Origin of the sequence: Ruminococcus sp., from assembly GCF_017549005.1 — a bacterium.
Lineage (GTDB): Bacteria > Bacillota > Clostridia > Oscillospirales > Ruminococcaceae > Ruminococcus.
Genome location: NZ_JAFYYT010000046.1, coordinates 1 through 25,203, shown reverse-complemented (window position 1 = coordinate 25,203; position 25,203 = coordinate 1). Strand labels below are relative to the sequence as shown.

Genomic DNA, 25,203 nt, shown 5'->3' with positions numbered 1-25,203 from the left:
GAAATTTGCGATTACATTGACAATAACCCCATAAATTGGGTAAATGACATATACGACCAAAATCATTGGAGGTAAATCATGAGTCAGCAGAACAACAACTACGATGAAAACGACATACAAGTTCTCGAGGGACTTGAAGCAGTCCGCAAGAGACCGGGTATGTACATCGGTTCAACAGGACCAGGCGGACTTCACCACCTCGTTTACGAGATAGTGGACAACTCCATAGATGAAGCCCTTGCAGGCTTCTGTACCGAGATAACTGTTGAGATACTTGAGGGCGACGTTATCCGCGTTTCCGACAACGGACGAGGAATACCTGTAGGTATCCACCCGAAGGAAGGAATATCTGCGGCGACAGTCGTATATACCATACTCCACGCAGGCGGTAAGTTCGGCGGCGGCGGATATAAGGTATCAGGCGGTCTCCACGGCGTCGGTGCATCTGTTGTAAACGCTCTGTCAGAATGGCTGGAGCTCACCGTAAAGGACGGCGAGCACGTTTACTTCCAGCGCTTCCAGCGCGGTCACTACGACGAGGAGCTGAAAGTCATCGGCGATACCAAGGAAACAGGTACTACCGTAATGTTCAAGGCTGACGGCGAGATCTTCGAGAGCACAGTCTATGAGTACGAAGTCCTTCTGAAGAGGCTCCGTGAACAGGCTTTCCTCAATGCAGGAATAAAGATAGTTTTCACAGACAAGCGCAACAAGACCGAGACTATTGGCGAAACTCTCCACTATGAGGGCGGTATCCGTCAGTTTGTCGAGCACCTTAACGCAGTCCGCGGAAATGAAGCTATAAGCGGAGATGTAATATACGTTTCGGGTACTCAGGGCGACGCTTTTGCCGAGATAGCAATGCAGTACAACGACAGCTACAACGACGTTGTTTTCTCATTTGCAAACAATATCCACACAAAGGACGGCGGAACCCATGAAACGGGCTTCAAAAACGCTCTCCTGAAAGTTATAAACGAGTACGGAAAGAAATTCGGCAAGTTCAAGGAAAAGGACAGCAATAAAAAGGGCAAGGACGCTTCGAAAAAAGAGATAGAGAGCCTCAGGAAAGAGGACGTTTTAGAGGGACTTACCGCTATCGTTTCCGTAAAGCTTACCGAATGCGAGTTTGAGGGACAGACAAAGGGACGTCTCGGAAATCCCGAAGTAAAGCCTTTCGTTGAGAAGCTCGTGACTGAGAAGCTCATGAACTTCCTTGAAGAAAATCCCGATACCGCAAATATAATCTTTGAAAAGTGCCTTTCAGCTTCAAGAGCGAGAGAAGCTGCAAAGCGCGCAAGAGAGGCAGAGCGTAAAAAGAACGCATTCGGAAATAATTCCATGCCCGAAAAGCTGGCTGACTGCTCCGAGCGCGATGCAAGATATACAGAAGTATACATCGTCGAGGGAGATTCTGCGGGCGGCAGCGCAAAGCAGGGACGCGACAGACGCTATCAGGCTATACTTCCTCTTTGGGGAAAAATGCTCAACGTTGAAAAAGCCCGTATAGACAAGATATACGGCAACGACAAGCTTGAGCCTGTAGTTACGGCTCTCGGAACAGGTATCGGCGAGGACTTCGATATAGAGAAGCTCCGCTACGGCAAGGTCATCATCATGGCCGATGCCGATGTTGACGGTATGCACATCAGAACGCTGCTGCTCACATTCTTCTTCCGTTATATGAGACCTCTCATCACCAACGGAAACGTATATATAGCTCAGCCGCCTCTTTTCAAGGTCGAGCGCAAGAAGAATGTACGCTATGCATTTTCCGACGAAGAGAAACTCAGGTACATCGCAGAGCTTTCTGAGGACGGAAAATATAATGACGTTGCTGTACAGAGATACAAGGGTCTTGGTGAAATGGATCCCGAACAGCTGTGGGAGACCACTATGGACCCCGAACACCGTACTATCGTAAGGATAGGCATGGAGGACGCCCTCAAGGCTGACGAGACATTCAGCATACTCATGGGCGACAAGGTAGAGCCGAGACGTCTTTTCATAGAGAAAAACGCTAAATTTGCACAGGATCTCGATATATAAGGGTCGGAAAACATGGAAGAGAACTACAAGCTCGAAAAGGAATACAAGGTGCCCGTAATGGTATTCAGCGAGGCTTACCGTGCGTTCCAGAAGAAATTCGTATACCCGAAAAGCTATATCTATATGGCAATATTTGCAGTAATAGCCTTTGTATTGTTTATTTTCGGGATCTTAGCAATGAACGACGCTTCAAAAAGACAGAAATATATAACATACCTCGCATTTCTCATGGCTTGTGCATTTGCTTTCCGCGAGTGGTACAACCCGAGAAAAAAGCACCGCAGTCTTACGGACTCCGTAAGGTCGCTGGGCGAACCTGTCTACAAGATAGGCATAGCCGGTAAATATGTTGATATATCCACAGTTTCTGACGATATGAGCGACCTTTCAGAGGAAGACAGGATAGCTTCAGAGAAAGATGATCCGCTCCCGGAAAAAACAAGGATAAATATTGATGAAAAGTATCAGCTTCTTGAATATGACGGCTTTTTCCTGATATTGTCGGGAAAGGAAAGCATATATATACTTCCGAAGGACGGTTTTTCCGAGGAGGAGCTGAATACGGTCAGAAACACTCAGAAATGAAAACAGCGAATTAAAATATATTCTCTCAGGAGGAAAAAATGCTTTACACAGACAACTCAAAGGTAATAAATACCGAACTTGTCAATGAAATGGAAAATTCCATGCTGAATTATGCCATGTCGGTAATTGTTTCCAGAGCGCTCCCCGATGTAAGAGACGGTCTGAAGCCTGTACACAGAAGAATACTGTATACGCTCCATGAAAACGGACTTACTCCCGAGAAGCCGTACCGTAAATGCGCCGATACAGTTGGTGCCGTACTGGGACGTTATCATCCGCACGGCGACGCTTCGGTATATGACGCACTTGTAAGACTTGCACAGGACTTCTCTATGAGATATCCTCTTGTTGACGGTCACGGAAACTTCGGCTCCATAGACGGCGACGGCCCTGCGGCTTACCGTTATACCGAGGCAAAAATGGCAAAGCTCACGCTGGATATGCTCACTGATATCAACAAGGAAACTGTTGATTTCGTATCCAACTACGACGACCGTCTTAAAGAGCCTTCGGTGCTCCCGTCCCGTTTCCCGAACCTTCTCGTAAACGGTTCTGTAGGTATCGCCGTAGGTATGGCGACAAATATACCGCCTCACAATCTCGGCGAAGTCATAGACGCTCTTCAGCTTCTTATCGACGACCCCGACTGCACACTTGAACAGCTCATGGAGCACATACAGGGACCTGATTTTCCTACAGGCGGCATAATCATGGGCAGAGCCGGCATACGTGCGGCTTATGCTACAGGAAAGGGAAAGATAACTCTCCGCAGCCGTACTCATTTTGAGGAGATAAAGGGCAGAAACTGTATCATTATCGACGAGATACCTTATATGCTCCGCAAGGAGAGGCTTCTCAAGAGCATAAACCAACTCGCAAGAGACAAGCGTATAGAGGGACTTTACGACCTCCGCGACGAGTCTGACAAGGACGGTATGAGAGTAGTTATCGAGCTGAAAAAGGACGCTGTTCCGAATATCGTCCTCAACAAGCTCTTTGCTCTCACACAGCTTCAGGACACAGTGGGAATAATCATGCTGGCTCTCGTTAACAACGAGCCGAAGATACTCACTCTAAAACAGATGCTCCAGCACTACCTTGATTTCCAGGTAGACGTAATACAGAGAAGAACACGCTTCGACCTCCGCAAGGCACTTGAAAGAGCCCATATTTTACAGGGCTTCGTGCTTGCAGCAGACAATATCGACGAGGTTATCGCGATAATCCGCTCCAGCGCAACTGTACAGGAAGCAAAGGACCGCATGATAGAGCGTTTCAAGGACGTTGATATGTCCGCTCTTCTTGACCGCGCCCAGTACGACCTTACAGGACTTCATGTCGAAGACCAGACAGGTCTTTCACAGGAACAGGCTGAGGCTATCGTTCAGATGAGATTAGGACAGCTGACAGGTCTCGAAAGACAGAAGATAACCGACGAACTCTACGGACTTCTCACAAAAATATCCGATTTTGAGGATATACTCGCAGACGTTAACAGAGTTTACGCTATTATCCTTGAAGACCTCAACACTATCCGCAAGAAGTTCAGCGACAAGCGCCGCACTGACATCGAAAATGTCAGCGGTGAAGTTGATATCGAGGACCTTATCCCCGAGGAGGACTGTGTCGTAACTCTTACGAACAACGGCTACATCAAGCGTATGCCGCTTACGGAGTACAAGACTCAGCACCGCGGCGGACGCGGAATCACAGGCATGAAGCAGCGTGAAGAGGACTTCGTTCAGGAGATGTTCATCTGTGGCTCACATGACAATATCCTGTTCATTTCAAACAAGGGTATAATGTACAAGCTGAAATGCTATGAGATCCCCGACGGTTCAAAGGCTTCAAGAGGCTTCAACCTCATAAATCTGCTTCCTCTCACTGAAAACGAGAAGATAGCGGCAATGATAAAGACCACCGATTTCGGCGAGGATAAGTTCATCACAATGGTCACCAAGAACGGCAAGATCAAGAGGACTAACCTTTCTCTCTACAAGAATGTCCGCAAGAACGGTCTTATTGCTATCGGACTTGACGAGGGCGACGAGATAGAGGGCGTCCGCATGACAGACGGCAATGCACAGCTCTTTGTGGCAACAAGGAACGGTATGGCTATCCGCCTTGAGGAAAGCAAGATAAGAGCCCTTTCACGTTCGGCTCACGGCGTAAGAGCTATCAAACTCCGCGACGGAGACTACGTTGTAAGCATGGCAAGAGTCCGCGAGGGAGCTTCGCTCCTGACCGTTACCGAAAACGGCTACGGCAAGAAGACAGACCTTGACAGCTATCGTATACAGAACCGCGGCGGCTACGGACTTACCAACTACAAGGTCGACGATGTCCGCGGACACGTATGCGGAATCAAGATAGTTGACGAGGAGGACGATATAATCCTCGTATCGAGCGACGGAATCATCATAAGGATACTCGCCAGCGATATCCGTATCATGGGACGTATCGCAAAGGGCGTCCGCGTCATGAGAGTCAACGAAGGCGCAAATGTAGTTGCATTCACCCGTGCCGAGCACGACGATAATGCCGAGACTGAAAAGGTAGAGCAGCTCACAGACGAGCAGATAAAGGCTGCGGAAGAAGAAGCTGCACTTGAAGAGCAGAACGAGGTTGTTGTAGAAGCTGAGCCCGACGAGGACGACAGCGAAGAATAATTTGTTATGATATATTTTGTAATAGCTGTTATTGTTATCTTTGCAGTTTATGCAGTATATGAAAACGTTTTCTGTCTTAAAGTAAGGCATGAAAAACTTGGAAGCGGCGTGAAAGTCGCTCATATTTCCGACCTTCATCACCGTAAATTCGGCAGGGACAATATAAAGCTGGTAAATAAGGTAAGAGCAGAGGCTCCCGATCTGATAATAGTGAGCGGAGACCTCATTACCCGTTATGATACGGATTATTCGCCTGCCGAGGCTCTTCTGAAAGGGCTTCACGGGATAGCATCCGTTTATGTTATATACGGAAATCACGAGCAGAGCGTACCAAAGGAAAGACGCGCCCAGCTCGGAGCCATGTTTGCTAGAAACGATCAGACAGTGCTGAAAAACAGCTGCGCGGAGCTCCTTGTGGGTGAGCGCGTCCTGAAAATATACGGACTTCTTGAGGATTACAGCGTGTACAAGAAAAACGGCGGCTACCGTGACCTTGACGTTATAACCGAAAAGGACATAGAGAAGCTCCTGGGAAAATGCCCCGGGGGAGAGGTGCTGCTTATAGCGCATAATCCCTTTTTCGGGGAAGAATACGCAAAATGGGGAGCAAAATACACCTTCAGCGGCCATGTTCACGGCGGTTCCGTAAGACTGTTCGGAAAAGCAATGCTTTCACCCGAGAGAAGATTTTTCCCGAAATACTCAAAGGGAGTATTCGATTTCGGCGGAAAGAAGCTGCTCGTGTCGGCAGGTCTCGGAAAGCTGAGATTGTTTGATCCCCCCGAGATAGTAATATATGAAATATGAGTCTATGCCGTGAAAACGGCAAATAATATGAGAAGTAATCCTCCCGACCATGAGAGATCGTGGCGCAGGGAGGATATTTTTCTGCCCGTGAGAGGTCCGAGAGTCAGGGCGGCAGCTCCGCAGATACAGGTGGCTGAAGCCGCGTATACTGCGGAAATATCCGTACCGCCGCAGCTGAGGCCCGTTGCGGCAGCGTCAAGAGAGCCTGCAAGGGCAAGGAAAAAAGCTTCACCTGCTGAGAGCACCTTCGAGCTGTCGATATCTGCGGCAGCGTCGTCGAGACAGAGCCGCACGAACATGGAAAGCTCTCCCATTTTCAGTGTAAAACCGCCTTTTTCGGAAATACGGCGCATGATATTGCGCAGAAGGCTCTTTGTGATATTCAGGGAGCCTAAGGCAATAAGCACCACAGTTCCGACAATATGGCAGGTATCTGAGGTTATGAATCCCGATATGATATCGGAAAGGCTCACGGAAAAAAACATAACAGCCGCCGAAAAAAGGTCAATGATAAATGCTGACCTGAAAGGTATCCTTATGCCGCTGTTACAGCAGGCGGCAGAAGCAAGGTATATGTCGATACTTACGATAAATGCCAGTAAAAATTCTTTAAGCAAGGTAACACCCCCACTTGCATTATATTCATCGGTGCATGACAGAGTGATTAGTATGACCGAGTTATCATCGGAAAATATACAACACTCACAAGAACGTATATTTATATTTGTGCAATGATACAAAGTTCAGGATTATTTTTTCAATATTAAACGGTTTTCCGTTTAATAACAGCAGATTTCAGCCCTTTATTGAAAGACACTTTTTATCCCTCCGCGTGAGATGAGAAAGTGTTTATTCATTGTCTGAAGGCTGGCGGCTGAGAAGATTAAGGCGGTTAAATTATCATTTTATTATTGACAATCGGGGAAAATATGTTTATAATAAAATTATATTGATAAAGCGCGAGGAGGGGTATTTTTGATAGCAGGTGTTTCTACAGCTTGCCTGTACCCTAAACCTATTGAGGAAGCCCTCTATGAACTTGCGCTGAACGGCGTTTCCTGCGTTGAGCTTTTTGTAAATACTCATTCCGAGCTGAAAAAAAGCTTTGCTCACGGCATGGCAAATCTGCTGAAAAGATTTGAAGTAAAATGCCCCTCGGTACACCCCTTCACCTGCGAGATAGAACCGCAGATGTTCTTTTCCGAGTACGAGCGCAGGATAAGCGATATGCTTGAATATTACAAGCTTTACTTTCGTTTCATGAATATTGTGGGAGCTGATATTTTCGTCTTTCACGGCGGCAAGCCATCCTCCACCTGTACTGCCGAGCGCTACTGCGAGCGCTATTCGCGGCTTTACAGACTGGGCAGGGAGTTCGGAGTCACCGTTGCTATCGAAAATGTCTCACGCTGCAAAAGCGGTTCTTCCGCGTTTATAAAGGAAATAAAAAATATGCTTGGCAGCGAGTTTGCGTTTGTGCTCGATACAAAGCAGGCTCTGCGTTCAAATGAAAATCCCGTAAGCTTTCTCGATATCGTCGGGGATAAGATATCCCATGTGCATATCAGCGATTCGGGAGAAATGGGCGACTGCCTCCTCATTGGCAGGGGCAGGTTCAATTTTAAGCAGTTTTTTGAGAAGCTCGCAGGCTATAATCCAGATTGCAGCGTCATTCTCGAGCTGTACAGGAGCGGCTTCAAGGGTATAAGCGATCTTATTTCAAGCTATAATAAACTTACACGCATGACTGAGCCTTATGGCAGGGAGCTTAAAAAATGAAATGTCCATACTGCGGATTTGAAGAACTGAAGGTTATAGATTCACGCCCTGTCGATGACAAGACAAAAAGGCGGCGTGAATGTGTGAGATGCGGAGAAAGATTCACCACATATGAAGCTGTGGAGGTACCGCTTCTCATGGTCGAAAAGAGGGACGGGAGCGTCCAGCTCTTCGACAAGGCAAAGCTCATAAACGGCATAGTTTCGGCAATAAAAAAGAGACCTGTCTCAGCAGAGAAGGTCACGGAGATCGCAAATTATGTCGAGAATTACTACGCGAATGCACTCAGGACAGTGGCAAGATCAACTGAAATAGGAGAACTCGTGCTTGACAGGCTCAGAGAGATCGATCCCATATCCTATATAAGATTTGCGTCGGTATATAAGGACTTTACAGATATTGACAGCTTCGTCGCCGCAATAAGCGAATTTGACAGAAAAGACTCAGAAACGGAAGAGCTTTCCGTTATAAATAAATCGGAGGTATAAAAAAATGATGGATTTACTTGAAAACTTTAACGACCTGAATACGGAGCAGACCTTTAATCAGCCTGAGGTTGACAAAAACAAACCTCTTGCCATTATCGCGTACATTCTTCCTATTCTCTTCTTCCTGCCGATACTCGGCGACAAAAATTCTACATACTGCAAGTTCCATGCAAATCAGAGCCTTACATGGCTCATCGCGCTGGTAGCTCTCAGCATTATAAGGCTCATACTTGTATTTATACCGATCCTCGGTATTCTCTGCAATATAGTTATATGGCTCGCTATCATCGCAATGCTGGTAGTTTACATCATCGGCGCAGTAAACGGCAAGGCTTACAGAATGCCATTCGTAGGAAAACTTCTCAACGTATTCTGATTCAGCTCACAGGCATTCTGAGACTTCCTCCGTCCTCACTGTATACCATTGAGGCAACTGCGATATCGTCGCATACGAGCAGCTCTGCAAGCATTTTCATGTTGTCGGGAGAGTAATTCTTTATCTCGTACACGAAAAGCTTTGCGGCTCTTCCTGCGTATTTCCGCAGAGGAAGTTCCTGTTTATCCTGCATACGGGCGTATTCTTCATAGACATCGGGAAAATCCGCGGGGATAGTTATATCCTTTTCGGATATCTCCTCCGCCTCCCAGCCGTGAGAGGCGAAGTATCCTATACGCTGAGCAACGTCGCCGACAGCCGTAACAGTTGTCGGCGCTTCTTTGCTGTTACAGGCAGCAAGCGTCAGGAAAGCGGCTGAGACCGCTGCAAATAAGTTTTTTTTCATGCTTTATTGCTCCTTTTCGGTAAAATCGGGATCATTAGAGCTTATTCAGTACATGATATGAAATATACCGAAGGGAGTTGCAATGGCACAGATAAGACTTGATAAGTTCATCTCCGAAAGGACTGAATATTCAAGAAATCAGATAAAGGAGCTCGCTGCAAAGGGCAGGATAACCGTTGACGGAACAGTTGTAAAGCGTCCGGACGTAAAGGTAGACGATACGTCGGCAGCAGTTACGGTATGCGGTCAGGAGATAAGAACGCAGCGTTTCAGCTATCTGCTCCTCAACAAGCCGCAGGGCTATGTGTGCTCAACGGACGACAAGGACGGAGAAACAGTGATGAAGCTAATCCCTCCCGAATTGCGGAAAAAAGGGTTATTTCCCGCGGGGCGTCTCGATAAGGACAGCATGGGAGCACTTTTGCTTACAGACGACGGAGAGCTGGCGCACAGAATGCTTTCACCAAAGCATCACATTCCGAAGGTCTATATTGTGCAACTTGGCAGAAAATTTGAAAATAATTATATTAACAAATTTGCAGAGGGTATTACCCTCGCAGACGGAGAGACTTGTCTCCCCGCAAAGGTCAGACAGTCGGAAAACAGCGATAAACTCGCATTTGTGGAACTTTATGAAGGAAAATATCATCAAGTTAAAAGAATGTTCGCAGCTGTGGGAAATCACGTTGAACTTTTAATGAGAATTTCTCTCGGAGGCCTTGTTTTGCCCGAAAAACTGAGAATAGGAGAGAGTATGGAGATAATGCCGAACGATATGTTTAAAGAGCAAAATTTTGACCTCTTTTTTGCCAAATATTCGGCATTTTATTCGGCAAATCTAATAAAGTATATTACGTAACTTTGGCGATTTAGCAACTTGCAAAATTGCAAAATATGTGTTATTATATTATCATAGCTGATGATGGAAAAAAATAAATCGGCATTAAATTATTTACTGGAGGAATGGATTAAACATGGCAGGCTTAGTACTTAAAAACATCTATAAGAAATATCCTGGCGGAGTAGTAGCCGTTTCGGATGTTAATTTAGAGATAAGAGATAAGGAGTTCATCGTTCTCGTTGGACCTTCCGGATGCGGTAAGTCAACAACTCTCCGTATGATCGCAGGTCTCGAGGAGATATCAGAAGGTGAGCTTTATATAGGCGATAAGCTCGTTAACGATATCGCTCCAAAGGACAGAGATATCGCAATGGTTTTCCAGAACTATGCTCTTTATCCGCACATGACTGTTTTTGATAACATGGCTTTCGGACTCAAGCTCCGTAAAGTTCCTAAGGATGAAATAGAGAGAAAGGTTAACGAGGCTGCAAAGATCCTCGACCTTACACACCTCCTCGACAGAAAGCCTAAGGCTATGTCAGGTGGTCAGAGACAGAGAGTTGCCCTCGGTCGTGCGATCGTTCGTTCACCAAAGGTATTCCTTCTCGACGAGCCTCTCTCAAACCTCGACGCAAAGCTCCGTGCTCAGATGAGAACCGAGATCGCTAAGATCCACAAGAAGCTCGGTACTACATTTATCTATGTAACTCATGACCAGACTGAGGCTATGACAATGGGTGACAGAATCGTTTGTATGAAGGACGGTTTCGTTCAGCAGATCGATACACCTCAGAACCTCTACGAGAACCCTGCTAACAAGTTCGTTGCAGGCTTCCTCGGTTCACCTCAGATGAACTTCATCGACGCTACTCTCAAGGAAGAGTATGGTCAGTATATAGTTGAATTTGGTAAGAATACAAAGTATCAGATCATCGTTCCCGAGTCAAAGGTAAACGAAGACCTCAACTCATACGTAGGCAAGGAGATCACTCTCGGTGTTCGTCCTGAGTCTATCCACGATGAAGAAATGTACCTCTCAAATGCTTCTACAGGCGTTATCGACGCTAACGTAGAAATTACCGAAATGATGGGTGCTGAGACTTACCTCTACCTCCTCTGCGAGGGTATTCCGCTCACAGCAAGAGTTAGCCCGAGATCTACAGCTAAGTCAGGAGACGATATCAAGGTTGCTATCGATCCTAACAGAATCCACATCTTCGATAAGGAAACTGAGAAGACAATTGTTAACTGATTAATTCTTTTCATATTTATCCTTTCTTTCTTGGTACATAGCGTCGCGAGACGCTGTGTACACGCAAATCACCGCAGTAGCTCTACTGCGGTTTTTTGTTTTTGAATAATTATCACAGGAGAAAACAATGTCAGAGATAAAAGATTACATTTACGACCATAAACAGGAAATGATAGACTTTCTCGCGGAGCTCGTCGCAGTTCCCAGCGTGCAGGGCGAAGCGGAAGAAGGAGCTCCTTTCGGAAAAGAGCCTGCAAGAGCTCTCGATATTATGCTAAAAAAGTGTGAGGAGTTCGGTTTTTCCGTGGAAAATACGGACAATTACGCAGGCTCTGCGGACATAAACGGACTTGCTCCCGAGCTTGCCGTGCTCACTCATCTGGACGTAGTTCCCGTAGGAACGGGCTGGACTTCCGACCCTTTTGTGCTTCGTCATGAGCCCGAGACCGATAAACTCGTCGGCAGAGGTACTATCGACGACAAGGGACCTGCTGTTGCGGCTCTTTTTGCGGCGAGAGCCGTTAAGGAGCTTGGACTTCCGCTGAAAAAGGGTATACGCCTTATCTTCGGCACGAATGAGGAGAACGGTTCCGCGGACCTTGCCTACTACCGAAAAAAGCATGAATTACCGTCTATGGTATTCACTCCTGACGGTGAGTATCCCCTTATCAATGCGGAAAAGGGTATGCTGAGGGTCTATTTTTCGGCAGCTGTGCCCGAAAACGTATCAGTTGAGGCAGGAACAGTTATAAATGCCGTGCCTGCAAGCTGTAAATTCCAGTTTGTGAGGGCAGAAAAGAACGGTCCTACGGCTTTTTTCGGTAAAACTGACGGCACTTCCGCACACGCTTCAACTCCCGAAAAGGGCGAGAATGCCATAACAAAGTTTCTTGCGGACTACGGTAACGAAGAGCCGCTGTTGAAAGCTCTTGCGGAGCTCTTCCCTCACGGAGAGCTGAACGGAAAGAGCTGCGGACTTGGCTTCAGTGACGATATTTCGGGCGATATGACCTGTGTACTGTCGCTTCTGAACACCGAAAACGGACGTATCAAGGGCGGTATCGACATTCGTTTCCCACTTGACCGCAAAAAGGCTGAGATAAGCGATATTATCTGTGGAAAGCTTCGCAGCGCTGGCTTCGAGGTGGATTCCTGCGAGGGCGTCGAGCCCCACTGTACCGACGAAAACAGCGAGTTTGTGCAGACGCTTCTGAGGGTCTATGAGCGGGTAACAGGCGATAAAGGCCGCTGTATCGCTATCGGCGGCGGCACCTATGTACATGAGATAGAGGGCGGAGTCGCCTTCGGTGCTGAGTTCCCGGATACAAACTGCAATATGCACTGCCCCGACGAGTTCATTACCGTGAACGACCTGCTGAAAAATGCGGAAATAATGGCAGAAGCAATGGTGGAGCTGTGCGGACAGTAAGTTTATTCCGCTCACCGTAACTTATATGTAATTGTCGGGGAAAACCTTTCTGAGGAAAGGTTCCCTCTGACGGAGGCGCGACCCTCTGTCCTGCGGACATCTCCCTGTACTACAGGGAGTACCCAGAACCCCTTTCCAAAGACTTTTAACCCAAATTTTCCTAAACAGGACGCCCCCTGCAAGATGTGCAGAGGGCGTTACTTTTAGGTGGGCGTCCTGTTTAGGAAAATTTAAGCTGAAAGTTTTAGGGGAGGAGTTTGAGGAGAGACCCTTTTTCAAAAGGGTCCTCCTAAATAATTACGCATAAAGCTGCAGTGAGTGAAATAAACTTACTGTTCGCCTTTAGTTATCTGTCGTTCTTGTGGGTTGTGGTAGTATTGGTTTCTTTTTCGCCGTCCATGCCGTCGATGACGTTATCAACGGCGTTCTGTGCACCGTCAATGAGGTCTTTTCCGGCGTCGCCCACGCCGCTTACGATATCTTTGCCTGCGTCGCCGATTCCGTCGGCAGCGTCCTCGGCTCTGTCCTTAACGGAGCTTTCGCGCATTGTAGTAGTAGTGCTCTCATGTTTTACAGTCGTAATTGTCTGGTCGATAACTGCGCCATTTCCGTCGTCGGTATAATGGCCGCTGTTGTTATCGCCGCAGCTTGTAAGGGCTGTACAGACTGTAAAAAATATGGAGCATATTGCTAAAAGCTTTTTCATACAAATCATATCCTTTACAATGAATTGTTGCGGAGTCTTTTTCCACAACATATTTTTATTGTTTACTTATTTTCCCCGTTTATCCACAGGGTTTTCAACTTTTAGGCACTTCCAAAAAGTGTATTCTACGTTGTTTTCCACATTTTCAACATAGTTATCCACAATCTAACATATGACTCCACAGCTGTTTCAACACAATGTTGAAAGTTATTTCACCACTGTGTGAAATAAAATTAGTACTATATTGCTGTAAAAATATGGAATTATGATATTACTCCTTGAATAATGCCGTAAACTGTGATATAATTTCTAAGTAATCAGTAATCAGTAATCAGTAATCAGTAATCAGTAATCAGGGACGGCTTGACGCTTTGTATGGACGTTCAAAGGCCGTCATTACGATAACAGGAGAATACTATGTTCAATGGATTTTCAAATGAGGCGCTGGAGTTCCTCCTCGGTGTAAGACATAACAATAACAAGGACTGGTTCGAGCCGCGTAAGGCGGTCTATACGGAGAAGGTCTTCGAGCCAATGAAGGCTCTCGGCGAGGAGCTTTTCGCGCCGTTTTCAGATATCGACGGCATGATGTACAAGGTGGGCAGGATTTACCGCGACGAGAATTTCGCGCCATATCTACACTACCGCGACACTTTGTGGATATATGTCCGCTATGACGCATGGTACTGGAACAAGACTCCCACCCTGTATTTTGAGCTTTCTCCCGAGGGAGCGGAGTTCGGTTTCCGCATATCCAAGCCCGAAGCCGCTGTTATGGAGCGTTTTCGCAGCGGACTTCTTGAGGACTCCGAGCCGTTTATCAACATGGTCGATGAACTTGTTGAAAAGTACGGGCTGACGCTGGGCGGTGAGGAGTACAAGCGGAAAAAGTCCTGTCCGGTTCCCGAGCTGGAGAAATATTTCGTGAAAAAGGGACTGAGCCTTTACACAAAGGTCAGCGGTCCCGAGGAGCTTTTCTCCCGAAAAATAGCGGAGCACGCTGTTGAAGTTTTCAAGGTGCTCCAGCCCGTAAACGATTATTTCCACGAAATTGTGGAAGTGGAGGAGCTTGCAAAGGCTATCCTGAGGGAAGAAAAGGAGCAGCAGCTCTCAGAGCCCGAGCCCGAGATACACATGGTAAAAGCTCCCGATGTTGAATTCATGTGGTGACGAGCTGAGCCAGCTCGACCGCAGCCACGTTGTCGCTCGTAAACTCGCTCACAATGATTAAAACCGATACCTGTACATCGCTTACGTCACATTATTTTCTGTTATTTGCGGAATGTATGGGCTGCCTTTGGCAGTCCGCGCCTAACGTAACAAATGTAATTAACTAATTAACCGAAAAATTAACGGGCGAGCGGAACTCGCCCCTGCAATAATTATGAATTACGCATCAGAACAGCCCTCTCACGTCCTCAAATGTCAGAGTCGGCTGCAAAGCAAGATTTATCCCGAATGCAAGGAGCTGCGAGGCTCTTTCGGTAAGGCGGTCGATATCACGGGGAGTTACCATCATATTTGGCAGCTCCCCGTTTATTTTCTTCCCTGTTAGGCTTTTCACGATAGTGTGCATATCCACAACGGTGGGAACTCCCACGGCTATGACGGGAACGCCGAAAAGCTTCTCCGAGAGCTCCTGCCGACGGTTGGAAACGCCGCTTCCAGGGGAAATTCCCGTGTCCGTGAGCTGTATCGTCGTACCGAGCCGGCTCACGTCCGTACAGGCGAGAGCGTCAATAGCGATAATGGCGGCAGGTCGGAGCTCCGCGGCAATAGCTCGGACTATCTCGGCGGTCTCGATACCCGTTTGTCCCATGACTCCACCTGCAAAGGCGCTGACGCGGCGGAGCGATGTGAAAAACTCCTCCCCGAAGTCCTCATCGCTGCTGAGATGCCTTGTAGCAAGCACTTTTGCGGCAGTCTGCGGACCGATAGCGTCGGGAGTTATATCGTTGTTCCCAAGTCCCACCACAAGTATATCCCCGTCAGGCAGAAGCGCGGAGAGCTCCTGTGCAAGCTCCTGCGCCATGAGCTCGTAATCCTCGGAAAATCGGCTCAGACAGCTCCCCTCGAGAGTGATATATCGTCCCCTGCCCCTGCCTATGGAGTCAAGACAGCTGTCGTCGTCAATGACTATCTCGGTAACGCGGAAGGCTTTGCCGCGAATGCGTATGTGAACGCTCTCGGGTAGCTCCTCTGCGGAGAGGCTTTCAAGAGCGAGATCTGTGCGAATATCCATGATTTCCTCCATATTGTGCATTATGCTTTAATTGTGGAAAATATTTATAAGGATTATTTCACTTTTGACTATTGAAAATACTGTTGAAAAATGCTATAATTATATTTGTCTCAGTATGACAGCTGTGCGTTGCAGCTGCCAGGGAGTGAACTAACCCGTGTTTGCTCCTATTATCTGTTAAATGCGGGCGATTATACGGTTCGCATAATTCAAGGAGGTGTAACAAAATGCCAAACATTAAGTCTGCTAAGAAGAGAGTAAAGGTCAATGCAACAAAGGCTGCTGCCAACAAGGCAAGAAAGTCCAATCTCAAGACTATCCTCAAGAAGGCTGACGCAGCTGTAGCAACAGGCGCTGCTGACAAGGTAGAGGCTATCAAGGTTGCTATCAAGAGAGTTGATCAGGCTTGCGCTAAGGGTCTTATGCACAAGAATAAGGCTGCAAGAAAGAAGTCACAGCTCGCTAAGAAGCTCAACTCTGCTGAATAATCGGTCTCTTTGATAATATAAGAATCGAAATCCCCTTGCGGACAACTCACGGTCGGCAAGGGGACGTTTTTTATAAAAAGTAAACCCCTCTGTCGGAAACAGGGGGGATTATTTTAATTCATATTCGCTTTGGCAAGCTCCTTGAGAACGTGTGCAATAACTTCCTCGGGAGTAGGGACCTTTCCGTTTCCGATACTGTTTATTGGAGCATTGGGGTCCTTGCAGGCCTCGGCTATTGATTTTTCGATCTCGCTTCTTACTTCTTCTTCGGTCACACCGTGCTTGCGGGCAACCTCCTTGAATATATCGTCGTTTTTCATTAATATCCCTCCGATGGATAGAATAGTGGATTTTGCTCAGTGTTTATAAACAATAAAATAGAAAAGGTATTATCTGTCTTTTTTTATATCTGTTGTATCATTCCTTTACGTAAACTCCGGTTATTTCGGATATATACGCTCTGTGATACGGATCGCTGCCGAAGAACTGTGCAGGGATACCGTCGTCTGTAAGGAATCCGCTTTCCTGCAGGTCATAGCTGTAAAGCTTGCGGCATACAAGTACGAGTTCAGCCTCTGCGAAGCTCATACAGCCGTCTATCTCAGCAGGAGTAAGACCTGTCTCTTTAGCCTTGTCGCAGTCTCTGCCCGAATGTGAGCCGCAGAAGGAAAGAGCTTTTCTGTATTCCTCTCCGAAAAAGCTTGCCGTGAAGCATTCCTCTTTTTCGATGAAGCTGTAGGTATAGCGGTTAGGTCTGATATAGCAGGTCAGCACGTTTTTGTTCCATAGAACACCGAGCTGTCCCCATGAAGCGGTCATAGTATTGTATTTTTCACTGTTTCCGCCTGTCAGGAGCATCCATTGTTTGCCTATCTTATCGAAGGGATTGAATGAGAGCTCGCTGATATCGATTTTCCTGAAAGCCATGATAAACCTCCTTTTTGATTATTAGCAGCCGTGCATTATCATGAAGTGCGCGGCTTAGCTTTTTTCGGTGTTATCACAGCTTTCACGGAGATATCAGTGAGCTCTGAGAGCGCTTTTGTAGCGCAGACGGAGCTTATCAGTGATAAGTGCGATAAATTCCGAATTTGTGGGTTTGCCCTTTCCCGTATCTACGGTGTAGCCGAAAAAGGAATTTAATGTGTCAACGTTGCCTCTGTCCCAGGCTATTTCTATAGCGTGGCGTATAGCACGTTCAACGCGGGATGAGGTGGTATCGTAGATATCTGCGACAGTAGGATACAGGAGTTTTGTAACGCTGTCCAGAAGGGTCTTATCCTCGATGGAATAGAGGATGGCCGTCCTGAGATAGTGATATCCCTTGATATGAGCGGGAACTCCCAGCTGATGTATCATGTCGGTAACAACTACCTCCATGTCGTCACTGAGACTGCTGACCCTGTCGCCGAGAGCGGAGTTTATAGCGGTACACAGGTCGTCGGCGCTGCATGGACGGAGCATGAACCTTGAAGCTCCGTTCTCAGTCACCTGACGCTCGATGAACTCGTTGTCATAAGAAGATGTTATGATGAATACAGGCGGTTTTATGCCTGATTCCTTAACACTTTTCATAAGCGATATAACATCGCCGTTCTGTGACGAGATATCGAGTACGGCTGCGTCGGGGGGATCCTTTTTTATGGATTCCAGTATCACGCCGCAGTCCTTGCGTCTTGTGTACGCATACATACCCTTTTCGCGCAGCTTATTAGCCACGCTTACGCCTGTCTCGGCAGAATCGTCGCCGATAAGTACTTTTACCTTGTTATTCATATTTTATACCTCCTTTTGTTCAGCGGTTTTCGACCGCTTAATAATGATATCACATCACAAAAGGAGCAGCAACGGGATTTTTTAGTATTTTACAGGACTTTTTCGCAGGAAATGTATCAAGACAGTTCCGCCATAAAAAGCCGTCGAAATAAGCCGTCGCAAAAATATGAATATATTGGAAAAAACTGTTATTTGCGCTTTTTTCTTGTGAGAGCGCCTTCGGACATCTCCCTGACCTTTGTTCCCTGAGGGAAAAGCTTGTCGGCGAGCTTCTGAAGAGCGTTCTTTTTGACTGCTTTTGCATGGACAGGCGCAAGTTTGGGCTCGCTTTCTGCCCTGCCCCATTTTTTTCTGCTGCTATCGGAAAGAAACGGGTATATCCTGTTCCTGTCGCCGATATAGCTGTGTTTTTCGAGAAATTCCAGCCCCAGATGACAGCCTTCGCCGCCGTATTTCCCGATGAAATCCCCAAAATGATGATACAGCATATTACGGAAATCGAGCTTGCCGTTCATTATATTCTTGTTTTTCTCCATAGCTCTTATGAGTTCCGCCTGCATATCCGTAGGCTCAAAGTTCTCGATAAAGCACAGAGGACCAAGTATAATGAAGCCTATCATGTACTCGTCGTCGCAGAAATCGCTTTTGGGCTTCTTGTTCTGCGGAGCGTCAAAGCCGTAGGCTGCATACAGCGCAAAGGAGCACCGCAGAGCCATGAACTGCTTTTCCTCGATGTCGTAGAGATGTTTTTCCTCCACATATCCGCGAAGCCTGCCCGACCTTACCATAAGGGGCAGCACGGGCTGGAGCATAAGGGCTTTCATGCCCTTTCGTATGGGAGCTTCCACATCATTGGAAAGGTCTCCTCCTATGTGGAGCACATTGTCAGGGTCAAGTCCCGACTTCTTTACGACTGCGTCGAGAAAACCTGTTTTTGCTGAATCGGGGATATTCAGCTCTGACGGTATGACGACGGAGCTGTAATCGCCGTAGCCGCAGTCGCAGAGTATCTTTACGACGACGTCACGGGGATAATATGAATCCGATACAACGATAAGCTTGTTATTGCAGCGCTTTGCCTCATCGAAGAGGAGCTTTCCCAGTTTTCGCGGAAAGGCGAAATGATGTATAAGGTCGCATTCGCGCATTATGAGCTTTTCTCTGCATGAGGGAGAAACTCCGCTTATCTTAACGAAGATATCGTATATTTTTTCAAGAGTAACATTGCCTTTAAGGGCATATTTTTTTTCCGCAGCCTTCTGCGCCTCCATACGGAGCTCCGTAAAGGTCTTTTTTCCCGTATTGTACATGGAGAAATCGTCCTCCATGAAGAGGAATATGTCCTCGGGCTGAGAAAATGGCAGAAGTACAAGAGCGTCCCACATCTTGAAGCTTACGGCAGCGTGGTCGTTACGCGCTATTTCTTTAAGCATTTTTTCGGTGAGCTCTTTTTGCGTTTCGGAATCGGGTCTCAAGAGAACAAGGTCGCCGCTCATCTTTCCTCCTTTTTTTCTTCTGCGTCGGGGCCGGGCTCGTCAAAGCCGCGGAGCTTCCTGTATTCGTCAAGGGTAAGCGCTCCGTCGGAGTTATAGGCTCTTATGAGCGCTTCCTTATTGGTGTATTCCTCGTTGTATTCGCCGTTATCGGTCTGTACGTACTTGCCGTACCACACTCCGAAGAAGGACCACACGGCATTGTCGCGGAAAGCCGCGTCCATATCGGGAACGCTTCCGCATTCGCTGATAGCGAGTATCTTGTCTGTGCCGACGAACTTCTGAACGGCGGCAAATTCCTCGTAATATCTGTGACCGTAGTCCTTCTCGTTGTTGAGGTAGAGGTCTACGGAGGCAATGTCAAAGGTACGCCTGTCCACCATGGAGCTTTCGCTCTGACCGTTCCATACCCAAATAAGGTTGTCCAGCTCGAAGTACTTGGTGAAGCGGTCGTATATCAGCTGCCACAGCCATTTATAGGGCTTTTCGCCCTTTGCGCCCCACCAGAACCAGTCGCCGCAGCCCTCGGGGAGAGGTCTCCACAGAACGGGTACGCCGCGGTTTTTGAGGGAGGTCAGCTGTCCTGCCATATTGTCTATATCGAGTATGAGTCCGTAGCATTCTTTGGAAATATTTCCTTTGCTGTAGAGCTCGCGTATCTCCTCTTCCGTGAGCTCGGCAAGCTTCTGTGTGGTAACGGCTTTTGAGATATCGAAATCGGTATCCGCGGTATGGATGCTGCTCTTTGCGTCCGAAGGAGCGTTCCAGTACCAGCTTAGACAGGATATACCGCCGTTTAAGTACCATTCAGCCGCCGCGTCTATCTCTTTGAAGCTCTCGTCGAAGCTCTCATCGGGTACGTCTGTTGTTGAGAAGCGTATAACGGGATATTTGCCTGTAGTACGGTATATAAGGTCGAGCTCCGTGTTCTCTCCGCCGTAGGCGTACTGACCTGTTATCATGTGCTTTCCGTAGTTTTCGGAGAGGAACGACATGAGCTCCTTTGCGGACTCGCCTGCGTTCTTGTTGACGAGCTCGCCCTTTGCGTCGTAGCTTATATCGCTGAGTGAGGTATTGTTCTCGATTTTAAGGTAATCAAGGCACATATCCCCGTTTTCGGGAGTTATTTCGAGCTTCTGCTTGCCCTTTGTGAGGAAAACTCCGTAAAGGGTGATGTATGTGAATTTTCCGCTGTCATTCGTCCTGAATACGGTGAGCTGCTGGTCGCCTAAGGTTATGCGGCAGTCCACAGCCTTGTCCGAGGATATATTGAACGACAGGTCGTAGTGCTGGTTCGTGGGAACGTCTATCTCGAATGCAACGGAAGCCTTTCCTTCGCTGCCGAAGCCTGTAACATAGCCGTCGCCGCTGAATTCGGGAAGATCGAAGGCAACTCTTGCACCGCCCTTGAGCTCGCCGCTCTCAGCTTCGTAGAGATTGCCTGCGGTCTGTTTTTCTATTTCTGGATAGGTAACAGGATAGTCGGGGAAAGTCTCTACAGGTACGGTCGTAGCCGGCTCTGTAGTGGATTCAGTGGCTTTCTCCACGATTATAGGCACGGAAGCTGTCATTTTATTCTTTTTGTCACAGGCTGTAAAAGCCGAAACAGCGGCTGCCGCAGCAGCTGCAAGAGCTATGGGTCTGCGAATGTCCATTTAATCCTCCCAAGAGATCTATGCTTTTATGGTATAGGTTTTGCCCTGCTGCGTCGCGAAAATGACAAGACCCTCCTCCGTGCGGAGGTCAACAGGCTCTCCGTCGCAGGAAACGCTTACCGCGCAGTTGGCGCGCAGGCGCAGCTCTCCGCCGAGCTCTGAGCTTATCTCGGCGCGTGTGAGTTTATTTGCGGTCCAGTAGATATCGGCAGTAAATCCGCCCTTTGCCCTGAGACCGCATACGTGACCGTTGTTCCATTCGTCGGGCAGCGCAGGCAGAAGATTTATCTCTCCGCCGCAGCTCTGCATGAGAGCCTCCGCAATGGCGGCGGTACCGCCGAAATTGGCTTCAAGCTGCAAAGCGGGCTTGCATTCGGTCATGTTCGGATTTGTATAGTGTGAAAGCAGGCGCATGAGACTTTCGTATACCATTCTTCCGTCGAAAAGTCTCGCCCACATATTTGTCATCCAGGCGCTGCTGTAGCCCGTATGTCCGCCGCCGTGGATTATCCTGCGGACAAGTGTGGCTCTTGCGGCGTCAGCAAGCTTCGGCGTTCTGAGGGGCGATATGAGCCCTGCGGGATAGAGCGCGAAAAGCTGAGATATACGTGTGTGACCGATATCGGTCTCGTCGTAGTTCTCCGACCATTCCATTATCTGTCCGTACTTGCCTACCTGGGGCTGGGGCAGCTTCTGGAGCATACCTGCCAGCTTTTCGGCAAAAGCGGCGTCTTTCCCGAGAATATGTGCAGCTTTTATGACGCAGCAGAAAAGTACGGTGAGTATCTGCGAGTCCATTGCAGGTCCCATGCATATACTTGCCTGAACTCCGTTGCCATCGATGTAGGTATTTTCGGGAGAAACGGAGGGTCCCGTCACAAGTCTGCCCTTGCTGTCCTCAGTGAGGTACTCGGTGAAGAACTCGGCGGCTTCTTTTAGTATATGGTATTTCTCGGCAAGGAACTCCTTGTCGAGAGTGTATTCGTAATGCTCGAAAACATGGATAGCGAGCCATGCTCCGCCCATAGGCCATATGCTTGATGTGGTATTCTCGCCCTGAGGTGCGGAATCTCCCCATATATCGGTATGGCTGTGACATACGAAGCCCTTGTTTATGCCGTACATCTCCTTTGCGGTGACTCTGCCGTTGCCGCATACGCGCTCCAGCAGGTCGAAAAGAGGGAGATGACACTCGGAAAGGTTGCAGCTTTCAGCCAGCCAGTAGCTCATTTCCGTATTGAGGTCGAGGGCATAGCGGCTGCCGTTGGGAGGTGACATGAGGTCGTTCCATATTCCCTGAAGGTTTGCAGGCTGAGTGCCTGCGCGGCTGCATGATATCATGAGATATCTTCCGAAATTGAAGTAAAGCTCGATGAGCTTATTGTCGTTTATAAGTCTGCGGCAGTCCGTATTGTCAAGCTCGTCGCCCTTGATACGGTCTATACGCTCGAGAGTTGAGAGGAGTGTGAGGTCCTCGCCGCTGTTGTCGTTGAGAGTGAGTTCAACGCGGTCGAAAAGCTCCTTGTAATCGTTTACGTGGCGGTAGTAGAGCTCGTCGTAATCGCATTGCAGAGCCATTTCCGCGTCCACCTGTGCGGACTCCTCATACATCTGACTGTAGAAGCTGGTGCGTACAGAGAGGACAAGCATCACCTCGTCCGCATTCTTTACGCATATCCTGCTGCCAACGGTCTTTATCTCGCCGTTTTTGGCGGAAGCTCCCAGGCAGGCGGCAAAGAAAATGCCGTCGCGGCTGCCTGTGCCGCCGTTGAAGAGTATCATATTATGTGCGCAGGGGCGGTTGTCGTCGTAGCAGTCGTCGCGTCCGCCGATACCGCATGAAAGGTTGACCGAGGCAGGTTCGGAGGCGTGGATACGCACAACGAGCACCTCGTCGGGAGCAGATACGAAATATTCCTTTGTGTATACAACTCCGTTCACGGAGAAGGTAGCGTCTGCAACGGCGCTGCCTATATCGAGGCTTCGTGAGTATTCACGGGCTTTGCCGTCAGCCTCGAGAACGATGTCGAGCTCGCCGAGAGGCATATATCGCCTCATATTTGGCGTAACGCCCTGCATTTTGCTCATTGCTGCCTCTTCTGCTTCGGCAGCCTTTCCCTCGCTGAGAAGCCTGCGGACCTCCGCAAAGCCTTCCTTAGCGTCGGGATTTATTCTGTGGCGTAGACCGCCTGACCAGACAGAGTCCTCGTTGAGGACGATAGCTTCGTTTAAAGCTGTACCGTAGATCATTGCACCGATACGTCCGTTTCCGATAGGGAGAGCTTCTTCAAAAGCTTCTGCTGGAGAATCATATTTCATTAAAGTTTCAGTACTCATAATAAATTGCTCCTATTGGATTAAGTCGTCGTTTGCTGATGGGATACGTTAAGGCGGCGTTTTTATACCACCCCGATTATCACACATTATATCACAAATTGCTTTTTTTTGCAAATATGTGCATATCTTGCCGTGAATTTCCAAACAAACGGCATATTATTACACATTTTTCTGCTTGTTTCAGAGAAAATGCACTAAAGCTGATGCTGATCCCCGGTTATTTCCGATTATTATTGACACTCTGCTTTAAAAAATGTAAAATATTATCAGAGCGGACTTATCCCGTTTTAACGTAAGAACAGCATTGACACCTCACATATATATTATACGCAGGAGGAAGAGAAAAATGAGACGTATTGCCACGATCTTTGCCGTAATATTGCTGACTGTAAGCTGCTGCTCATGCAGTAAGAACGATGACGGAAAAAATGAAAAAAAGTCTGGAACGACAGCGGAGACCACTACTGAAGAGGTCACAGAGGAAAAAAACGATAAAAATACAAAAACGACAAAAGACGTTGGAAATGTTCAAAATACGACACCGGTATCAGGTGAAAACGGCTCCGGAGAGGCAGCTGAGAGCATTTCCGGGGAAAAGCCCGAGAAAAAGAAGAGGTACATCGACAGTGATTTCAGGGAGATAAACGTTAAGGTAACCTTGACGCAAAAACAGCTCCCCATTGATATACAGACCATAGATGTAAACGACCTGAATATGGGAGAAAGGGTGCCTGTATACAACAGACCCGAGTTTATTGAGGAGGCCTACAAATCCCTGAGAAAAAAGGAAAACTGGCGCGAGAGGGAGAACAGCCCTGAAAAAGCCCGTGTCGTAAGAACTTACCGTCAGGGCAGAAAGATATACGTTGCTGCCTGCTATGGCGTGAGCCAAACGGATTATTACCAGCCGACGGAGCTGTTCTATGAATGGGCGGTCTTCTCCTATGATCTTGATACCAAAAAAAGTCAGGAGATATTCAGCTGGTCGTCTGATTCAATAGATAAAAAATGTAAAGGGATCGAATTCTGCGCGGGAAAGCTATTCTTTACTGTTTCAGAGCCGGAAAAAAACTATATGTATTCAGTGGATCTGAGCTCACGAAAGGAAACGACCGTTTGGGAAACGGATTTAGACATAAAATATATGCAGTCATACGAAGAAAGATATATGATACTGTTTAATGATAAAGGCGAAAGTTTTTATAACATAGAAGAAGATAAATTTATGAATGGAAGTGAGTATACAGCAGAAGTGGAAGACGAATACGCAGAACTGAATGAAGAAATAAATGCAAGAGGACTCGATTCGATAGGATCTTTTTATGCAAATGATGATTACTATTTCATTTCGGAAGAATTCATTGGTGTAACAATGTACGCTGAAAAAGACCGGTTGATTTTAAGCTTGGGCTACAGGATCGATACATTTGATATGGATAAAATGGAGCATTATTACAGCAGTCTTGACAATATAGGCATACCCTGGTTTGCAGGTGACGGCAAGGTATTTCTGTTTGGTGAATATGGCGATGTCAAGTGCCTTTTTCCCGATACGGGACTGGTTTATGATGTGCTTGGAAAAGGGAAATATGATAATATGGAAGCAATGAATGCAGGTATCATATGCGATTACACCGAAGGAAATGAGAAGCTCTATGTTCTTGAGCCGGAATATATGAATATGTGAGTCTATCCTAAAATTTGTGTAAACCTCCAAAGTAGTGTATAATAGAAGAGACACTACTTCGGAGGTTTTAATTATGAGCAGAAGGCGAAGAAACGAAACAGATGAGCAGCGTGCAAGAAGAGAGCTAATAAGCGATTT

General features: G+C 47.4%; 23 protein-coding genes. 13 read left to right on the top strand and 10 right to left on the bottom strand.

What is annotated here, in order from left to right:
* Positions 1 to 78 precede the first annotated feature (78 nt).
* From gyrB to IKW96_RS11365, 4 genes are read left to right on the top strand one after another with little or no spacing between them, the layout of a single operon-like run.
* Positions 79 to 2,049 (top strand): DNA topoisomerase (ATP-hydrolyzing) subunit B, encoded by a 1,971-nt coding sequence (gene gyrB, locus IKW96_RS11380; RefSeq protein ID WP_296574768.1) that lies wholly within the window; start codon positions 79 to 81, stop codon positions 2,047 to 2,049.
* A 12-nt stretch (positions 2,050 to 2,061) separates the two neighbouring features.
* Positions 2,062 to 2,634: a YcxB family protein gene (locus IKW96_RS11375; protein WP_296574765.1), complete on the top strand. Its 573-nt coding sequence runs from the start codon at positions 2,062 to 2,064 to the stop codon at positions 2,632 to 2,634.
* Between the two features lie 38 nt (positions 2,635 to 2,672).
* Positions 2,673 to 5,303 (top strand): DNA gyrase subunit A, encoded by a 2,631-nt coding sequence (gene gyrA, locus IKW96_RS11370; protein WP_296574762.1) that lies wholly within the window; start codon positions 2,673 to 2,675, stop codon positions 5,301 to 5,303.
* A 6-nt stretch (positions 5,304 to 5,309) separates the two neighbouring features.
* Positions 5,310 to 6,110 carry a metallophosphoesterase gene (locus IKW96_RS11365; protein ID WP_296574759.1) on the top strand — a complete coding sequence of 267 codons (801 nt, stop codon included), beginning with the start codon at positions 5,310 to 5,312 and terminating at the stop codon, positions 6,108 to 6,110.
* A gap of 2 nt (positions 6,111 to 6,112) precedes the next feature.
* Here IKW96_RS11365 and IKW96_RS11360 read toward each other — a convergent pair whose 3' ends face one another.
* Complete coding sequence (locus tag IKW96_RS11360) at positions 6,113 to 6,727, bottom strand: manganese efflux pump (protein ID WP_296574757.1); 615 nt, start codon at positions 6,725 to 6,727, stop codon at positions 6,113 to 6,115.
* A gap of 358 nt (positions 6,728 to 7,085) precedes the next feature.
* On the opposite strand from IKW96_RS11360, the gene IKW96_RS11355 reads away from it, so the two are divergent.
* Genes IKW96_RS11355 through IKW96_RS11345 form a run of 3 tightly spaced genes read left to right on the top strand, consistent with a single transcriptional unit; the run spans position 7,086 to position 8,753 of the window.
* A complete protein-coding gene (locus tag IKW96_RS11355) occupies positions 7,086 to 7,889 on the top strand; it encodes a sugar phosphate isomerase/epimerase (protein ID WP_296574754.1) in 804 nt (267 codons plus the stop codon).
* Positions 7,886 to 8,377: a transcriptional regulator NrdR gene (nrdR, locus tag IKW96_RS11350; RefSeq protein ID WP_296574751.1), complete on the top strand. Its 492-nt coding sequence runs from the start codon at positions 7,886 to 7,888 to the stop codon at positions 8,375 to 8,377. The genes IKW96_RS11355 and nrdR overlap by 4 nt, the downstream gene beginning before the upstream one ends.
* A 4-nt stretch (positions 8,378 to 8,381) precedes the next feature.
* Positions 8,382 to 8,753, top strand: coding sequence for a DUF4870 domain-containing protein (locus tag IKW96_RS11345; protein ID WP_296574749.1), 372 nt, complete (start codon positions 8,382 to 8,384; stop codon positions 8,751 to 8,753).
* A gap of 1 nt (position 8,754) precedes the next feature.
* Here IKW96_RS11345 and IKW96_RS11340 read toward each other — a convergent pair whose 3' ends face one another.
* Entirely contained in the window at positions 8,755 to 9,159 is a 405-nt protein-coding gene (locus IKW96_RS11340) for a DUF4830 domain-containing protein (RefSeq protein ID WP_296574746.1), read from the bottom strand.
* Positions 9,160 to 9,241: 82 nt separating this feature from the next.
* Between IKW96_RS11340 and IKW96_RS11335 the strand changes: the two genes are divergently transcribed.
* From IKW96_RS11335 to IKW96_RS11325, 3 genes are all read left to right on the top strand, one after another.
* Positions 9,242 to 10,018: a pseudouridine synthase gene (locus tag IKW96_RS11335; protein ID WP_296574743.1), complete on the top strand. Its 777-nt coding sequence runs from the start codon at positions 9,242 to 9,244 to the stop codon at positions 10,016 to 10,018.
* A 115-nt stretch (positions 10,019 to 10,133) separates the two neighbouring features.
* Positions 10,134 to 11,252, top strand: coding sequence for an ABC transporter ATP-binding protein (locus IKW96_RS11330; protein ID WP_296574740.1), 1,119 nt, complete (start codon positions 10,134 to 10,136; stop codon positions 11,250 to 11,252).
* 127 nt (positions 11,253 to 11,379) lie between these two features.
* Positions 11,380 to 12,681 carry a Sapep family Mn(2+)-dependent dipeptidase gene (locus IKW96_RS11325; protein ID WP_296574737.1) on the top strand — a complete coding sequence of 434 codons (1,302 nt, stop codon included), beginning with the start codon at positions 11,380 to 11,382 and terminating at the stop codon, positions 12,679 to 12,681.
* Between the two features lie 346 nt (positions 12,682 to 13,027).
* Here IKW96_RS11325 and IKW96_RS11320 read toward each other — a convergent pair whose 3' ends face one another.
* Positions 13,028 to 13,387, bottom strand: coding sequence for a hypothetical protein (locus IKW96_RS11320; RefSeq protein ID WP_296574733.1), 360 nt, complete (start codon positions 13,385 to 13,387; stop codon positions 13,028 to 13,030).
* A 417-nt stretch (positions 13,388 to 13,804) separates the two neighbouring features.
* Between IKW96_RS11320 and IKW96_RS11315 the strand changes: the two genes are divergently transcribed.
* Entirely contained in the window at positions 13,805 to 14,557 is a 753-nt protein-coding gene (locus tag IKW96_RS11315) for a DUF2461 family protein (protein WP_296574731.1), read from the top strand.
* Positions 14,558 to 14,783: 226 nt separating this feature from the next.
* On the opposite strand, the gene gpr is transcribed toward IKW96_RS11315, so the two are convergent.
* A complete protein-coding gene (gpr, locus tag IKW96_RS11310; protein ID WP_296574729.1) occupies positions 14,784 to 15,629 on the bottom strand; it encodes a GPR endopeptidase in 846 nt (281 codons plus the stop codon).
* Positions 15,630 to 15,856: 227 nt separating this feature from the next.
* On the opposite strand from gpr, the gene rpsT reads away from it, so the two are divergent.
* On the top strand, positions 15,857 to 16,117 hold the full coding sequence (gene rpsT / locus IKW96_RS11305) for a 30S ribosomal protein S20 (RefSeq protein ID WP_296574726.1): 261 nt from the start codon (positions 15,857 to 15,859) through the stop codon (positions 16,115 to 16,117).
* A gap of 113 nt (positions 16,118 to 16,230) precedes the next feature.
* Here rpsT and IKW96_RS11300 read toward each other — a convergent pair whose 3' ends face one another.
* The 6 genes from IKW96_RS11300 to IKW96_RS11275 form a co-directional block, all read right to left on the bottom strand.
* Entirely contained in the window at positions 16,231 to 16,437 is a 207-nt protein-coding gene (locus IKW96_RS11300) for a hypothetical protein (protein WP_296574721.1), read from the bottom strand.
* Between the two features lie 97 nt (positions 16,438 to 16,534).
* Entirely contained in the window at positions 16,535 to 17,044 is a 510-nt protein-coding gene (locus IKW96_RS11295) for a flavin reductase (protein WP_296574718.1), read from the bottom strand.
* Between the two features lie 93 nt (positions 17,045 to 17,137).
* Entirely contained in the window at positions 17,138 to 17,893 is a 756-nt protein-coding gene (gene spo0A / locus IKW96_RS11290; protein WP_296574715.1) for a sporulation transcription factor Spo0A, read from the bottom strand.
* Positions 17,894 to 18,081: 188 nt separating this feature from the next.
* Positions 18,082 to 19,389 (bottom strand): hypothetical protein, encoded by a 1,308-nt coding sequence (locus IKW96_RS11285; RefSeq protein WP_296574712.1) that lies wholly within the window; start codon positions 19,387 to 19,389, stop codon positions 18,082 to 18,084.
* Entirely contained in the window at positions 19,386 to 21,041 is a 1,656-nt protein-coding gene (locus IKW96_RS11280; protein WP_296574709.1) for a glycosyl hydrolase, read from the bottom strand. Before IKW96_RS11280 ends, IKW96_RS11285 begins: the two co-directional genes overlap by 4 nt.
* 18 nt (positions 21,042 to 21,059) lie before the next feature.
* The gene (locus IKW96_RS11275; protein WP_296574707.1) at positions 21,060 to 23,378 is read right to left on the bottom strand and encodes a glycoside hydrolase family 95 protein; all 2,319 of its coding nucleotides are present in this window, start codon (positions 23,376 to 23,378) and stop codon (positions 21,060 to 21,062) included.
* A 346-nt stretch (positions 23,379 to 23,724) separates the two neighbouring features.
* Between IKW96_RS11275 and IKW96_RS11270 the strand changes: the two genes are divergently transcribed.
* Positions 23,725 to 25,065, top strand: coding sequence for a hypothetical protein (locus IKW96_RS11270; RefSeq protein ID WP_296574705.1), 1,341 nt, complete (start codon positions 23,725 to 23,727; stop codon positions 25,063 to 25,065).
* Positions 25,066 to 25,203 lie beyond the last annotated feature (138 nt).